General features: G+C 72.7%; 14 protein-coding genes. 6 read left to right on the top strand and 8 right to left on the bottom strand.

Annotated elements, in window-relative coordinates; all coding sequences use genetic code 11:
• A partial coding sequence (locus KN815_RS33655; protein WP_253209401.1) for a beta-galactosidase small subunit occupies positions 1-859 on the top strand: 859 nt, incomplete at its 5' end.
• A 301-nt stretch (positions 860-1,160) separates the two neighbouring features.
• Here the strand turns inward: KN815_RS33655 and KN815_RS33650 are convergent.
• The 3 genes from KN815_RS33650 to KN815_RS33640 all read right to left on the bottom strand — a co-directional run bounded on the left by KN815_RS33650 (position 1,161) and on the right by KN815_RS33640 (position 3,309).
• The gene (locus tag KN815_RS33650; protein WP_216345635.1) at positions 1,161-1,616 is read right to left on the bottom strand and encodes a peroxiredoxin; all 456 of its coding nucleotides are present in this window, start codon (positions 1,614-1,616) and stop codon (positions 1,161-1,163) included.
• 61 nt (positions 1,617-1,677) lie between these two features.
• A complete protein-coding gene (locus tag KN815_RS33645) occupies positions 1,678-1,986 on the bottom strand; it encodes a hypothetical protein (RefSeq protein WP_216345634.1) in 309 nt (102 codons plus the stop codon).
• Positions 1,987-2,022: 36 nt separating this feature from the next.
• On the bottom strand, positions 2,023-3,309 hold the full coding sequence (locus tag KN815_RS33640; RefSeq protein WP_216345633.1) for an amidase: 1,287 nt from the start codon (positions 3,307-3,309) through the stop codon (positions 2,023-2,025).
• Between the two features lie 140 nt (positions 3,310-3,449).
• Between KN815_RS33640 and KN815_RS33635 the strand changes: the two genes are divergently transcribed.
• Positions 3,450-4,487: a serine hydrolase domain-containing protein gene (locus tag KN815_RS33635; protein WP_253209400.1), complete on the top strand. Its 1,038-nt coding sequence runs from the start codon at positions 3,450-3,452 to the stop codon at positions 4,485-4,487.
• A 46-nt stretch (positions 4,488-4,533) separates the two neighbouring features.
• Here KN815_RS33635 and KN815_RS33630 read toward each other — a convergent pair whose 3' ends face one another.
• The 4 genes from KN815_RS33630 to KN815_RS33615 all read right to left on the bottom strand — a co-directional run bounded on the left by KN815_RS33630 (position 4,534) and on the right by KN815_RS33615 (position 8,852).
• The gene (locus tag KN815_RS33630) at positions 4,534-5,403 is read right to left on the bottom strand and encodes a glycoside hydrolase family 16 protein (protein ID WP_216345631.1); all 870 of its coding nucleotides are present in this window, start codon (positions 5,401-5,403) and stop codon (positions 4,534-4,536) included.
• 100 nt (positions 5,404-5,503) lie between these two features.
• Positions 5,504-6,841, bottom strand: coding sequence for an ROK family transcriptional regulator (locus KN815_RS33625; RefSeq protein ID WP_216345630.1), 1,338 nt, complete (start codon positions 6,839-6,841; stop codon positions 5,504-5,506).
• Between the two features lie 129 nt (positions 6,842-6,970).
• Positions 6,971-8,263, bottom strand: a complete 1,293-nt coding sequence (locus tag KN815_RS33620; protein ID WP_216345629.1) for an ROK family transcriptional regulator — start codon at positions 8,261-8,263, stop codon at positions 6,971-6,973.
• Between the two features lie 166 nt (positions 8,264-8,429).
• Complete coding sequence (locus KN815_RS33615; RefSeq protein WP_216345628.1) at positions 8,430-8,852, bottom strand: ankyrin repeat domain-containing protein; 423 nt, start codon at positions 8,850-8,852, stop codon at positions 8,430-8,432.
• A 252-nt stretch (positions 8,853-9,104) separates the two neighbouring features.
• Between KN815_RS33615 and KN815_RS33610 the strand changes: the two genes are divergently transcribed.
• Both KN815_RS33610 and KN815_RS33605 read left to right on the top strand, forming a co-directional pair.
• The gene (locus KN815_RS33610; RefSeq protein WP_059146566.1) at positions 9,105-9,299 is read left to right on the top strand and encodes a hypothetical protein; all 195 of its coding nucleotides are present in this window, start codon (positions 9,105-9,107) and stop codon (positions 9,297-9,299) included.
• A 1-nt stretch (position 9,300) separates the two neighbouring features.
• A complete protein-coding gene (locus tag KN815_RS33605; RefSeq protein ID WP_216345627.1) occupies positions 9,301-10,929 on the top strand; it encodes an RraA family protein in 1,629 nt (542 codons plus the stop codon).
• Between the two features lie 150 nt (positions 10,930-11,079).
• On the opposite strand, the gene KN815_RS33600 is transcribed toward KN815_RS33605, so the two are convergent.
• Positions 11,080-12,603: an SCO1417 family PLP biosynthesis transcription factor gene (locus KN815_RS33600; protein WP_216345626.1), complete on the bottom strand. Its 1,524-nt coding sequence runs from the start codon at positions 12,601-12,603 to the stop codon at positions 11,080-11,082.
• Positions 12,604-12,699: 96 nt separating this feature from the next.
• On the opposite strand from KN815_RS33600, the gene yczE reads away from it, so the two are divergent.
• Both yczE and KN815_RS33590 read left to right on the top strand, forming a co-directional pair.
• Complete coding sequence (yczE, locus tag KN815_RS33595; protein ID WP_216345625.1) at positions 12,700-13,380, top strand: membrane protein YczE; 681 nt, start codon at positions 12,700-12,702, stop codon at positions 13,378-13,380.
• A gap of 256 nt (positions 13,381-13,636) precedes the next feature.
• Positions 13,637-14,011 (top strand): RNA polymerase-binding protein RbpA, encoded by a 375-nt coding sequence (locus tag KN815_RS33590; RefSeq protein WP_014056358.1) that lies wholly within the window; start codon positions 13,637-13,639, stop codon positions 14,009-14,011.
• The last annotated feature ends 24 nt before the right edge of the window (positions 14,012-14,035 follow it).

Raw genomic sequence — 14,035 nt, 5'->3', positions numbered from 1 at the left:
CTCGGGGGAGGCGCCGCGCCGCGACGGCGACCGGATCGCGCTCGGCCCCGGTGTCTTCGACGCGGCCACCGGCGCCCTGACGGCGCTGGGCGGGCTCCCGGTCACCGAACCGCCCCGGCTGGACATCTGGCGCGCGCCCACCGACAACGACAACGGCGCCTCCTGGCAGCCGGACGAGCGCTGGGGCCTGATCTGGCGCACGTTCGGACTGCACCGGGTGCGGCACCGGACCGACGCGGTGGAGACGACGCCGGACGGTGCGCTGACCGTCCGTACCCGCGTCGCCCCCGCCGCCGTCGACTTCGGTCTGGAGACGGTCTACCGCTGGACCGCCGATGAGGACGGCCGGCTGAGCCTGGCGGTCTCCGTCACCCCGCTCGGCGAGTGGACCTGCCCGCTGCCGCGCCTGGGCCTGCGGCTCGGGCTCCCGGCCGCGCTGGGCGAGGCCGAGTGGTTCGGCGGCGGCCCCGGCGAGGCGTACCCGGACACGCGTGCCGCCGCGCGGGTCGGGCGGTGGGCACTGTCGGTCGACGAGCTCCAGACGCCGTACGTCCGCCCGCAGGAGAACGGCGCCCGGATCGATGTCCGCTGGGTGCGGCTGACCGCGCCCGACGGCTCCGGGGTGCGGATCGAGGGCGAGCCGGCCTTCTGGTTCACCGCGCGCCGCTGGACCAGCGAGCAGCTCGACGCGGCCGAGCACACACCGGATCTCGAGGCGTCGAACGAGACGGTGTGGGTGAACCTGGACCACGGCCAGCAGGGCATCGGCACCCAGTCCTGCGGCCCGGGGGTGCTGGACGAGCACCGCCTGGACGTGGCACCGGCCGAGTTCTCGTTCACGTTCTCGCGGCTGAGCTGACGGTTACGTACGGGTCGGGGCGGGCCATGGCGACCGGCCCCGGGCCGTACGCGCCTGCACCACCCGTACCGCGCCCGCTGGTCAGAAGAGTGCGGGGGCAGTCCAAGGGGCCGCCCCCGCCGGGGGTTCGGGGGCGGAGCCCCCGGAACGGGGTCCGGTGCGCAGCCCGGCGGGGGCCGGGGCAGCGGCCCCGGTTCGGGAAGGGGCGGGGTGGGGTGGGGGGAAGCCCCCCGGCGCCTGCGCCACCGCCCCCTGTCGGCACGTGTTTTCGGCCTTCCGTACGCGGCCGCGTCAGGCGGCCTTACGCGCTCCTGCCGCGCAGAGCCTCGAGCGCCCGGTCCGCGTGCACGCTCATCCGGAACTCACTCTTGACGATCTCCAGCACCTTGCGGTCGGTGTCAATCACAAAGGTGACCCGTTTGGTCGGCACCGCCGCGATCCCGCGCTTCACCCCGAACCGCTCCCGTACGGTCCCCTCCGGATCCGACAGCAGCGGATAGCCGAAGGAGTACGCATGGGCGAACTCCGCCTGCTTCTCGACCGAATCGGCGCTGACCCCGACCGGCTGGGCGCCGAGTTCGTTGAACTCCGCCGCGATGTCCCGGAAGTGGCACGCCTGTTTGGTACAGCCGGGGGTGAAGGCCGCCGGATAGAAGAACAGCACCACCGGACCGTCCGCCAGCAGCCCGCTCAGCGAACGGACGGCGCCGGTCTCGTCCGGCAGCTCGAAGTCCTCGACCACATCACCGATGTCCATGGGTGCACGCTACCCGCCACCGCCCGGAGCGGCGGGGGAAACGGACGTGCGCGGCGGCACGTCAGCAGCGCAGCCGGGCGGTGTGGCCGTCGATGCGCAGGATGCATTCGGTGAACAGCGTCATCGAGGGGCTGTCGTCCGTGGGGACCAGCCGCAGTCCGAGGTCCATGATGGACCGGATGACATGGGCGGTACGGCTTCCGTCGGGGTCCGGTCCGCGCAGCGCGGACCATGCCTCGAAATGCGCCCGGACGGCATCCCAGGCCGGTCCCGGCGTGAAGTGGCACAGAAAAACCGGCTGGTCGACCCCGTACTGGCGTAACTCGCCGACTGCGGCCTCACCTTGCATAAGCCACCATGTGGCACTCATCTCGTCCCCAACTCCGTACATGGGAGTGGATACCCATCATACGGGTGCGGATGACCCGCCGAGGGTCGACTCCAGATCGACGGCCCATCCCAGCAGTCGCTCGTCCGCCCCCGGCCGGGCCGCGCACTGCACGCCCAGCGGAAGGGAGCCCGCCGCCCGGCCCGCCGCCCGGCCCGCGGGCAGGGCCAGAGCGGGGACTCCCGCGTAGCTCCAGGGGAGGCTCATCACGGAGTCGCCGGTGCTCTTCAGGCCGTACGGCGCGGGGCCCGTGGCGGCCGGGGTGATCCACAGATCGATGCCGTCCCGGTCCATGGCGGCCACCAGCCGGTCGCGGAAGGCGGCACGTTCGCCCAGCGCCGCGGCGTACGCGTCGTCGCCGATCCGCTGCCCCTGCCGGATCGCCTCGGCGGTCTGCTCGTGATATCGCGCCGCGTAGCGCGGAAACCATGCGGCGTGCGCCCGCGCCAACTCGTAACGGCCGATCACCACTTGATCCGCCCTGACCTGGTCGAAGTCATCCGGGAAGGGCATGCGGCGGACCGTGAATCCGGCCGCCTCCAGGCGCCCCGCCCGTTCCTCGAAGGAGCTTGTGGCCTCGGTGTCGGCGCGGTCGAGGTAGGGGCCGAGCGGGATGCCGAGCACCGGCCGCCGCCCCGTCCCTTCCTCACCGTCGCCGGACGGCCGCCAGCCGTCGCACAGTACGGCCGCCGCCGGGGCGAGGGTCGCCACGTCGGGGGCGAAGAGGCCCACGGTGTCGAAGGTCGGGGCGTTGGCGATCACGCCGTCGGAGGGGATGCGGCCGTGGGTCGGTTTGAAGCCGACGACCCCGCAGTAGGCGGCCGGGCGGATCATCGAACCGATCGTCTGGGTCCCGATCGCCAGCGGCACCATCCCCGCCGCGACGGCCGCGGCCGAACCGCTGCTGGAACCGCCCGGAGTGTGGTCGAGATGGTGCGGATTACGGGTGGGGCCGGGGGCGGTCACGGCGAACTCGGCGGTGACGGTCTTGCCCGCCACCAGCGCACCCGCCGCCCGCAGCCGATCGATGAGCGACGCCTGCGGTCCGGCCAGCGCCTCGGCGGGAACGTCCGAACCGGCCCGTGTGGGCAACCCGTCGACACGCACGATGTCCTTGACGCCCACCGGCACGCCGAACAACACCGGCCGCCCGCCCGGACCGTTCCACCGCGCATCCGCCATGCGCGCCTCGTGCAACAGCCGCTCCCGGCGGCCGGGTTCGGGGACGAAGGCCCGAATCTCCCCGTCGGCGGCCTCGATCCGGTCGCAGAGCCGCGCGGCCGCGGTGGCACAGGAGGTATCCATGAACCCCGAGGCTACGCCCGCCCCCGCGTCAGTCCACCTGCTCAGCAGCCCCTGACCGTGGGGTGTCCCCGCCGGCGCCGGGCGGGTGGTCGACGGGGGGCGGCGTTGTCACGTGAGGCATGTGCCTGGAAGATGGCCCGGTGAATGATGCCTGGACTGGGGTCGACCCCGTCGCGCTGGAAAGGGCCGTACGGGAGCGGGCCGGGCGGCCCGTGGCCGGGGTCGAGGACATGGAGAGCTATCTCGCGGCCCAGGTGGCGGATACCTCGCACCGCGAGGTGCTCGGGCCGCTGCTGAACGGAGACGGCCCCAGTGGTGTGGTCGTACGGCGCGGAGAGGTGCTCGCCCGCTGGGGCGACCCGAACCGGGTGGAGATGGCCTTCAGCGCGACCAAGAGCGTGCTGTCCCTCGTCGCGGGCGTCGCCTTCGACGAGGGGCTGCTGCGGCTGGACGAGCCCGTGCACACCTCCGTGGGGCTGCCCCAGTTCGCGGACGAGCACGGGCGCCGGATCACCTGGCGGCATCTGCTCGACCAGACGAGCCAGTGGGAGGGCGAGCTGTGGGGAAAGCCGACGCGTGTGGACGCCCAGAGCGTCCGCGAGGGCACGGAGTCGGCGGGCGGCCCGCCCGGTGAAGGGTGGGCCTACAACGACGTGCGGGTGAATCTGACGGCGCTCGCGCTCACCGTGCTGTTCCGGCGTCCGTTGCCGGAGGTGCTGCGCACCCATGTCATGGAGCCCATCGGGGCCTCCGCCTCATGGTCGTGGCACGGCTACGCCAACTCCCACGTGGACGTCGGCGGCGTCCGCCTCCCCGTGGTGTCCGGCGGCGCCCACTGGGGCGGCGGGCTGTGGATCAGCGCGCTCGACCTGGCGCGTATCGGCCGACTCTGCCTGGAGGATGGGGAGTGGGCCGGGCGCCGGGTCGTGTCCCGGCGCTGGATCGCGGAGCTGTGGACGCCGTGTTCCGTCAAACCGGAGTACGGGCTGTCCTGGTGGCTCAACGATGACCGCGTGGTGTGGCCACAGGCCCCGTCGACCGGGCGCTGCGCCCGGGGCAACGGCGGCAACCACCTCTTGTGGGTGGACCCGGCCCGTGACCTCACGCTCGTCTCACGCTGGGGAGCCGATGTGGAAGCCCTGATCGTGGCGGTCTCGGCGGCGGTCCGCCCCGGATGACGGCCTGAGGCCACCGCTCGGCGGGCTTCCACATCGGCCCTCTCCGTCAGCTCCCGCCCGTCACCTTGACGTAGTCGACGACCAACTGCTGCGGGAAGGAGGTGTTGCCGTCCGGGTCGCCGGGCCAGTAGCCGCCGACGGCCAGGTTGAGGATGATGTAGAAGGGGTGGTCGAAGACCCAGCGGTTGCCGTTCAGGTCGGCCGGGGTGCGGGTCTGGTAGATGTTGCCGTCGACGGACCAGGTGATCTTGTTGGGTGACCAGTCGATGGCGAAGGTGTGGAAGGCGTCGGAGAACTTGCCGCCGTCTGGGAGTGTGTAGCCGGCGCCGATGCCGCCCGAGCCGGAGTAGCCGGGGCCGTGGAGAGTGCCGTGGACGGTGCTGGGCTCGAAGCCCACGTTCTCCATGATGTCTATCTCACCGCAGTTGGGCCAGCCCGCGCTGCCGATGTCGTCGCCGAGCATCCAGAAGGCGGGCCACATGCCCTGGCCCTGAGGGAGCTTCATCCGGGCCTCGACATGGCCGGAGGCGGTGGTGAACTTCTGCGAGGTGTTGAGGCGGGCGGAGGTGTACTCGCACCGGCCGTACCAGCAGTTGTAGTCGGCCGGGTTCTCCTTGCGGGCGGTGATGACAAGGTTGCCGTTGCCGTCCAGCGCCGCGTTCTTGTTGCCGTCGGTGTAGTACTGGCGCTCGTGGTTGTTGACGTTGTCGCCGGTCTCCACGCCCCACTTGGAGCCGTCGACCCCGCTGCCCGCCGGGCCGTCGAAGTTGTCGGTGAACTCGGCGGCGGCGGCCTTGTCGGTGGCCTGAGGGGCGGCCTGGGGGGTGGCCGTGGCCGGGGCGGTGAGCCAGGGGGTGGCGGCGAGCGCGGTCGCGGAGAGCAGACCGATCACGGTGTTGCGCACAGTCTTTCTCATGGAGCGGTGGTGCCTTCCTGTGTGGGGGATGGGACCGGTGGGTGCCGGTCCGGTGGGGGGAAGGTATGCGTCCGGCGGCTGGGGGCCGGGGCCCGTGGCGCTATGGCACGGGCGTACGGGTGGGAGGGGCGCCCATCAGCGCTCGTCGGGGGGTGGCGATCGGGGAACGGTCGACAGGGGTGCCCGTCAGCGCTCGTCGGGGGGTGGTGGCCGGGCGACGGGCGGGCCGGTGCGTGTCCTCGGTCAGGAAGCGGCCGACGGGGACGGTGGCGGCGCCGAGCGCCACGGCGTGGGGGCCGAGCCGGCACAGCCCGATGGTGGTGTGGGCGTACGGCCGGCGCAGCGCCTGCGCGGCGACCGTCTCGCGGATCCGGGGCAGCATCCGGGCGCCGAACAGCAGCCCGGCCCAGCCGCCGAGGATGATCCGCTGCGGGTTGAAGAGGTTGACCAGGTTGGCGATTCCGGCGCCCAGATACACCGCCGCCTCCTCCAGCACGCGCTGTGCGGCGGAGGAGGTGTCGGCGGCCGCGAGCAGCCCGGCGAACGTGGACTCGTTGTCGGCGCCGGGGATGGTGCGGCCGCGCCGGGCCTGCCGGAAGCGCTCCAGGACCGCCTCGGCGCCGACGTACGCCTCCAGGCAGCCGCGCGCGCCGCACCGGCAGCGGCGGCCCCCGGCCTGGACGGTGGTGTGGCCCCACTCGCCCGCGCTGTTGGTGGCGCCACGGTAGGGGACGCCGTGGGTGATGACGCTCGCGCTGACGCCGGAGCCGATGACCGCGACGACCGCGTGCTGAACGCCGCGTCCGGCGCCGAACCACATCTCGGCCCGGCCCATGGCCTCGGCGCCGTTGTCGATGTGCAGGGGCAGTGCGGTGCCCGTGCTCAGCAGCCGTTCCAGGGGGAGGGCGTTCCAGCCGGTGGCCGATACGCCGACGCCGACGCCGAGAATGTGCCCCTGGGGGATCGCGGCTTCCTCGATGACGGCGTCGAGACCGGTCAGGATGTGGCCGACGACGGTTTTGGCGTCGCGCTCTTCGGGGGGTAACGGGTAGCCGATACCGGCCCGTTGGGTGAGGGCGAGGTCGAACAGCCCGACACGGACGCGGGTGTCGGCGACCTCGACGCCGATGACGTAGCGGTGCTCGGGGACCAGCCGCAGCCGGGCGGCGGCCCGGCGGCCCGCCGCGACGAGGGCCAATTCCGCTTCGGTGACGACGCCTTCGGTGACGACGCCTTCGGTGACGACGCCTTCGGCGATCAGTTTGCCGATGACCGTGCGCACGGTGGTGGCGCTGAGACCCGTACGGCGCACCAGCTCCTGCCGGGTGAGCGGGGCATGGAAGTACAGCGTCCACAGCAGTGAGGCGCGGCTGCCGTGCCGCGGATCGCGCACGGTGGTGCGCAGCGAGGGCTGGGCTGCCTGCGCCTGGGCGGTCATCGGTCACCTCCGGGGAGACACAATGTCCAGCGCTGTTCGAGTCATGTCAATAGGTCTGGACCTTCCTGCCTCAAAGAATTTGAGGCAGGCTCCGACCCAACTCCCCCTGAACCGACAGAAGTCGAACCCTCAGCGCGCTCCGCCGGTGGCGAGGAAGTGCGCCAGCGGAAGGGTGGCAGCGCCCAACGCCACGGCGTCGGGCCCCAGTTCGGCCAGCCCGATCTCGGTCTGCGCGTATGGCCGGTGCAGTGCGTAGGAGGCGGTGGCGGCCCGGATCCTGGGGAGGACCCGGCCGCCGAGGAGCAGTCCGGCCCAGCCGCCGAGGATGATCCGCTCGGGGTTGAAGAGGTTGATCAGATCGGCGATCCCGGCGCCGAGGTAGGCGGCGGTCTCCTCCAGCACCTCGCGCGCCCGCGCCTCGGTTCCGGCGGCTCCCACGATCGCGGCGAACGCGGCCTGCTGGTCCTCACCGGCACCGTCCGCGCCGCACTCTTCGACACCATCCGCGCCGCTCTCCCCCGTGCCGTCCGCGCCGCTCTCCCCCGTGCCGCCCGCCCCCGCGCGGTCGCCGCGCGCCGTGCGCCCGTAGCGGTCGAGCACCGCCTGCGCCCCGACGTACGCCTCCAGACAGCCGACCGCACCGCATCGGCAGGCGCGCCCGCCGACCTGGACGACGGTGTGCCCCCACTCCCCCGCGCTGCTGGTCGCGCCCCGGTACGGCGCCCCGGCGGTCACGATGGACGCGCCGACGCCGGACCCGATCAGGGCGATCACCGCGTTGTCCGCGCCGCGGCCCGCCCCGAACCACATCTCGGCCTGCCCCTGCGCGGTGGCGCCGTTGTCGATGAACAGCGGGAGATCGGTGCCGGTGCGCAGCAGCCGCTCCAGCGGCACCGCGTCCCGGCCGGCGGTCGGGCCGTGGACGAGGACCTCGTCGCCCTGTTCGACCACGCCGGGGACACCGACCCCGACGCCGATGACCGCCTCCGGCTCCGTGCCGCTCTTGGCGACGACCGCTTCGAGACCGGTCAGGATGTGGCCGACGACCGGCTCCGGGTCCCTCTCCAGCCCGCCGGGCGTCAGCGGATGCTCCCACCGGGCCAGTTCGGTCAGCATGAGGTCGAACAGCTCCACGCGCACATGGGTCTCGCCGACGTCGACTCCGATGAGATGGCCGCTGCCCGGCGCGACCCGCAGCAGCGTACGGGGGCGGCCGCCGTCGGACTCGACGGATCCGGCCTCCTCCACCAGTGCGTCGGCGAGCAGTTCGCCGACGACGTTGCTGACCGAGCCGGAGCTGAGCCCGGTGAGCGTCCCCAGTTCCTGACGGCTCACCGGGCCCTGGAAGTAAAGCTGGCGCAGCAGCGTCGAGCGGTTGCCGCGCCGCAGGTCGCGGACGGTCCGTCGGTTCATCTGACCCATCGGGCTCCTTCCCCCCTGCCCGAACCTACCTGACGCGGCCGCTCTTGACGCCGACTGGTTTCATCGCTTAACTCACGGTCTGAATGAAGTCTCGCGCTTCACCTTTTGAACGGTCAATGGCGTCCGGCCGCCAAGGGCGGGCCCCGGCCGCCGCCGCGCGGCCCCGCTACTCCGCGCCCGGCACCTGGAAGAGCGCGAGCAGATCCTCCCGCCCGAACATCCGCGCCGTCTCGACGGCCGAGGGCGATCCGGAGCGCGGGTCGGCCCCCTTGGCCAGCAGCACCCTCAGCACCTCCTCCTCGCCCTTGAACGCGGCCCCGGCGATGGGCGTCTGACCCCGTTCGTTCACTCGATTGGGGTCGGCGCCGCGCTCCAGCAGGGCCGACACCGTCGCGGGGTGGCCGTAGTAGGCCGCGAGCATGAGCAGGGAATCGCCCTTGTCGTTGGTGAGATTGGCCGGGACGCCCGCGTCCACATAGGCGGCGAGCGTATCGGTGTCACCCTGCCGGGCCAGGTCGAAGACCTTGGCCGCCAGTTGCAGCACCTCCGGGTCGTGGGCGGGCTCGCTCTCGGGGTTCGATTGGGTCATGACCTGTCGCCTCCGGCTTCGCTGCCTCGGTATGTGATCACCCACCCTAAGGACGGCGCTCCGGGACGGCCGCCTCCTCCCGAGGAGGCGGTCACCTCCCCGGGAGGAGGCGGCCGCCTCGGAGCGCCACGCCTCCATGGTGATGATTACACCGATAATCCACCCAATTGCACCTTTCGCCCAGCAGATACATGCTGTGATCCTGGAACCACTCATGGTGACTGACCGTCCCCCATCAGCCAGGAGACCGTGATGATCCTGTCCATTTCCGGCGTCGTACTGCTCGGCATCGTCGTCTTCATCTTCTTCCGCAAGGACGGGCTGAAGGGGTCGCACGCCATCATCTGCGCGCTCTTCGGCTTCTATCTCGCGTCCACCGCGATCGCGCCGAGCATCAAGGCAGGCGGCGCGAGCCTCGCCAGCCTCCTGGGTGGGATCAAGATCTGACGTGGCCCGGAGACCGCTCCCCCGCCTCCGCCTCGGCGGCGCCGAAGGCACCCCGCTCATCCCGCTCCTCCGTGGCCGCGCGTTCGCCCGCACCGCGGCCGACGGCGTCGCCGATGTCCTCCACCCCCTGGTCGCGCTCTCCCGGGGGATGCGCCTGCTGGCCGCCACCGGGCGGCGCAAGTGGATGGAGTTGCCGGGCGACCGTCGTGGACCGGTGTTCGTCCTCGTGGTCGCCTGCGGCTTCGTCCTCTTCCTGCTGCCGTACGGGCCGCTGGCGGCGATGGTCAGCCTGCTCGGCGCGGCGGGCTGGGCCGGGCGGGGGCGCGCCCCCGCCGCATCGGGGACGCCCGGCACGGACGGGGCCGAGCGGCTGCGCACGCTCTACGAGGCGCTGGTGCCGTACTTCTCCGCCGCCGAGGACCCCAGCCCGCTCTACAGCCACGGCGGCGACTGGTCCACGGTCTTCGACTCCTTCGCCTTCGACGAGGACGGACGGCTCACCCGGCTGCGGCTGCGCTACCCCGCGTACTTCACCGACGGCGAGCCCGCGGCCCGCACCCGGATCGAGCAACTGCTGTACGCGAAGTCGGGCCGCGGTCGTGAATATCTGTTCGAGTGGAACGAGGAGGCCAACGGCCTCGGCCTGACCGTGCTGCCCGCCCTGTCCACCGCCATCCACGCCCAGCGCTTCGTCACCGCGCCCGGCGAGACGGTGCTGGGCTTCACCGACCCGTCGTCGGTGCAGCGGACGCTGCCGGTGCTGGCGGAGCCGGAGAACTGCGAGGAGAGCGCGGGGGACGCGGTGGGCACGGGCGTCGAGCGGGCGACGGGGGACGGACCGGCGACCCATGACGTACCGCCGGTGGTCTGGCGCACCGGCCCCCGCTCCACCGAACCGCATCTGCTCGCGCTCGGCCAGCCCGGCAGCGGCACCACGACCCTGCTGCGCTCCATCGCACTTCAGGCGCTGTCTCATGGCGAGGTGCTGGTGGTGGACGGCGGCGGCACCGGCGAGTACGCGTGTCTGGGCGGGCGGACGGGGGTCCTCGCGGTGGAGTCCGGGCTGGCCGGGATGCTGGCCACGCTGGAGTGGGCGGGCCATGAGACCGAGCGCCGGCTGATCGGCGCCAACCGCGCCCGCCAGTTGGGGCATCCACCGCCGGACGACATCCAGCGCCCGCTGTGGATCCTGCTGGACCGGCCGTCGGTGATGAGCCATCTCGCGGCGGCCGACGGCCGCACCGACCCGCAGGAGCTGCTGGCCGTGCCGCTGCGGCACGGACGGGCGGCGAACGTACGGGTCGTGGTGGCCGATCAGCTCGATGCCGCGGACGGGCTGAGCGATGCCGTACGGCGCCACACCCGGGCCCGGGTGGTGCTGGGCCCGGTCTCGTCCGAGCAGGTCACGGCCGTCCTCGGGACGCCGCCGCACACCACGCCGACGCCCGAGGTGCCTCCCGGCCGCGGCTATGCCCGCCTCGGGGCGGGCCCGGTGCACCGCCTCCAGGTGCCGGCCACGCCCGATCCGTACGACGAGGCGGTGAGCGAGGCCGAGCGGCAGGCGGTGCTCCGGCTGCTCCCCGCCCCGGACCCCGCGGCGCCCGCGGCCCCGGCAACCGTGGGCGGATGACCCGCCGGGGCGGCCGGACGGGGGTGACCCGCCAGGGCGGCCGGACGGGGTGACCCGCCGAAGCACGTCCCGACGGGTCACATCCCGCCGAAGCATCCCGCCGGGACACGTCCCGCCGAAGCACATCCCGCCGGGACACATCCCGGCGGGTCAGGCCACGTACGTACGGGGCGACTCGGCCTCGATCGTGGCGCCCGAGGCCACCAGGTCGGCGGCGGCGGCCAGCCGGGTGGCGGCCTTCTCGGCGACCGCTCCCCCGACGGTGAACGGAAGCCGTACGTACCCCTCGAACGCGCCGTCCACCCCGAAGCGGGGCCCCGACGGCACCCGGACCCCCAGCCGGGCGCCCGCCTCCGCGATGCGCGAGCCGGAGAGGCCGCCGGTGCGGGCCCAGAGGGTGAGCCCGCCGTGCGGGACGGTGAACTCCCAGTCGGGCAGATGGCGTCGGACGGCCTCGACGAGCGCGTCACGGTTGCCGCGGGCCAGCGCCCGGCGCACCTCGATGGCCTCCTCCCAGCCGCCGGTGTTCAGCAGCCAGGCGACGGCGAGCTGTTCGATGACGGGGGTACCCAGGTCCGCGTAGGCGCGGGCGGCGACCAGGCTGCGGATCACATCGGGCGCGGCGCGCACCCAGCCGATGCGCATCCCCGCCCAGAACGACTTGCTCGCCGAGCCGACGGTGATCACGGTGCCGCCGCCGGGGTCGAAGGCGCAGACCGGGCGGGGCAGCGCCACCTCGTCGTCCAGGCGCAGCTCGGTCATGGTCTCGTCGGCGATCAGGACCGTTCCGGCGGCGCGGGCGGCGTCGACGAGTTGCCGGCGCTGTTCCTCGGTGGCGAGGGCGCCGGTGGGGTTGTGGAAGTCGGCGATGACATAGGCAAGACGGGGCGCGGCGGCGCTGAGGACCTGGCGCCAGGCCGGGATGTCCCAGCCCCCGAGTCGATCGGCCACGGCGACGGGCACGAGCCGGGCGCCCGCCTCCCGCATCAACTGGAGGATGTTGGCGTAGCTGGGTGATTCGACGGCGACCCGCTCCCCGGGCCGGACCATCAGCCGGCAGGCGGCGGCGACCGCGCCCATGGCGCCGGTGGTGACCATGATCTGCTCGGGCATGGTCGGTATGCCGCTCGCGGTGTAGCGGTCGGCGAGCGCCTGGCGCAGGGCGGGCAGCCCGGCGGGGTAGTCGCCGTGGGTGCGGGCGTGGGGCGGGAGTTCGTCCAGGGCGCCGTGCATGGCGCGGGTGAGCCACGGTTCGGGGGCGGGCAGCGCGGCACAGCCGAGGTCGATGACGGAGGCCGCGGCCTCGGGCGGGAGCGGATCGAGCCCCCGGGTGGGCAGCGGGCTTCCGGCGGGCATGGCGGTCCAGCTTCCGGCGCCGCGCCGGGACTCCAGGAACCCCTCGCCGCGCAGCGCCTCGTAGGCGGCGGCGACGGTGGTGCGGCTGACCGCGAGCCCCGCGGCCAGCTCGCGCTCGGCGGGGAGGCGTGCCGCGACCGGAACCCGGCCCTCCAGGATGAGCAGCCGTACGCCGTCGGCGAGGGAGCGGTAGGCGGGGACGCGACGGCCCCCGGTCGGTGCGGCCGCGGCCCCGGCGGCCACGCCGTCACGGGTGTGCTGCGACCCGAGCAGCCGGGCCAGTTGGGGTGCGCCGACCGCGGACGTCCATGGACTCATCGAATGCGGTCCACCTTTCGGAAATTGGCCGTAGAACTGGACTGGTTCCAGGCCACAGAGTGACATGCCGCAGGCCATTCACACCAGGAGCTCGCATTGTCCGATCACCTTCCACGCCGCCTTGTCCAGCTCTACGTGGGGCTCGTCCTGTATGGCGCGTCCATGGGGCTCCAGTTGCGCGCCGCCGTCGGACTCGACCCCTGGGACGCCTTCCACCAGGGCATCGCCGAGCACACCCCGGTGTCGATCGGCACGGTGACGGTCGTCGTCGGCCTCGTCGCGCTACTGCTGTGGATCCCGCTGCGCGAGCGGCCGGGCCTCGGCACAGTGTCGAACGTGATGGTGCTCGGGCCGGTTATGGACGCCACCATGTGGCTGATACCGGAGCCGGAGTCGCTGGCCGTGCGGATCCCGATGCTGCTCTTCGCGATCGTGCTGTGCGGCGTGGCCACCGGGCTCTACATCTCGGCGCGGTTCGGGGCGGGCCCGCGGGACGGACTGATGACGGGGCTGCACCGGCGTACCGGGTGGTCGCTCCGGCTGGTACGGACCGGGATCGAGCTGGCGGTGCTGGCCACCGGCTTCGCCCTGGGCGGGTCGGTGGGGCTGGGTACCGTGCTGTTCGCGCTGACCATCGGGCCGCTGTCGCAGTTCTTCCTGCGCGTCTTCGCGATTCCGGCGCCCGCCGGGGCCTCGACCCCCGCGCCCGCCGGGGCGCCGGGCCCCGGGATCGTGGCGCGCGGCGGTGCCGAGCCCCAGGTCCGGGACCTGATTTAGGACTGGCGCGATCGGGGCGGTAGTGTACGCCCTTGGCCTACCAGGCGGACCGTTACTGCGCGCTAAAGTACCAGAAACGCTGGGTGACATCTGCTGCCAGATGTGACAAACCGGGCGCCTGTGGGTAGAACAACGGGGCGGCACGACGGGCGACGCATGTCCCAATACGGGAATCTTCACCGCCGACCGGACGTTGACCGGATGACGACGACAGCGACACCTGTCCTGTGGGCGACAAGCCCGGGAGGCACGATTCATGAGTGAGCGAGCTCTCCGCGGCACGCGACTCGTGGTGACCAGCTACGAGACCGACCGCGGCATCGATCTGGCCCCGCGCCAGGCGGTGGAGTACGCATGCCAGAACGGCCATCGATTTGAGATGCCGTTCTCGGTAGAGGCGGAGATCCCGCCGGAGTGGGAGTGCAAGGCGTGCGGCGCCATGGCACTCCTGGTGGACGGCGACGGACCTGAGGAGAAGAAGGGCAAGCCTGCGCGCACGCACTGGGACATGCTCATGGAGCGGCGCACCCGCGAGGAGCTCGAGGAGGTGCTGGCCGAGCGGCTGGCGGTCCTGCGCTCCGGTGCGATGAACATCGCCGTGCATCCGCGGGACACCCGTAAGTCTGCCTGAATCCGAGCGGCAGCACTGAGATAG

This window comes from Streptomyces niphimycinicus (assembly GCF_018883605.1).
Lineage (GTDB): Bacteria > Actinomycetota > Actinomycetes > Streptomycetales > Streptomycetaceae > Streptomyces > Streptomyces niphimycinicus.
This window is presented reverse-complemented; position numbering and strand designations above follow the sequence as displayed.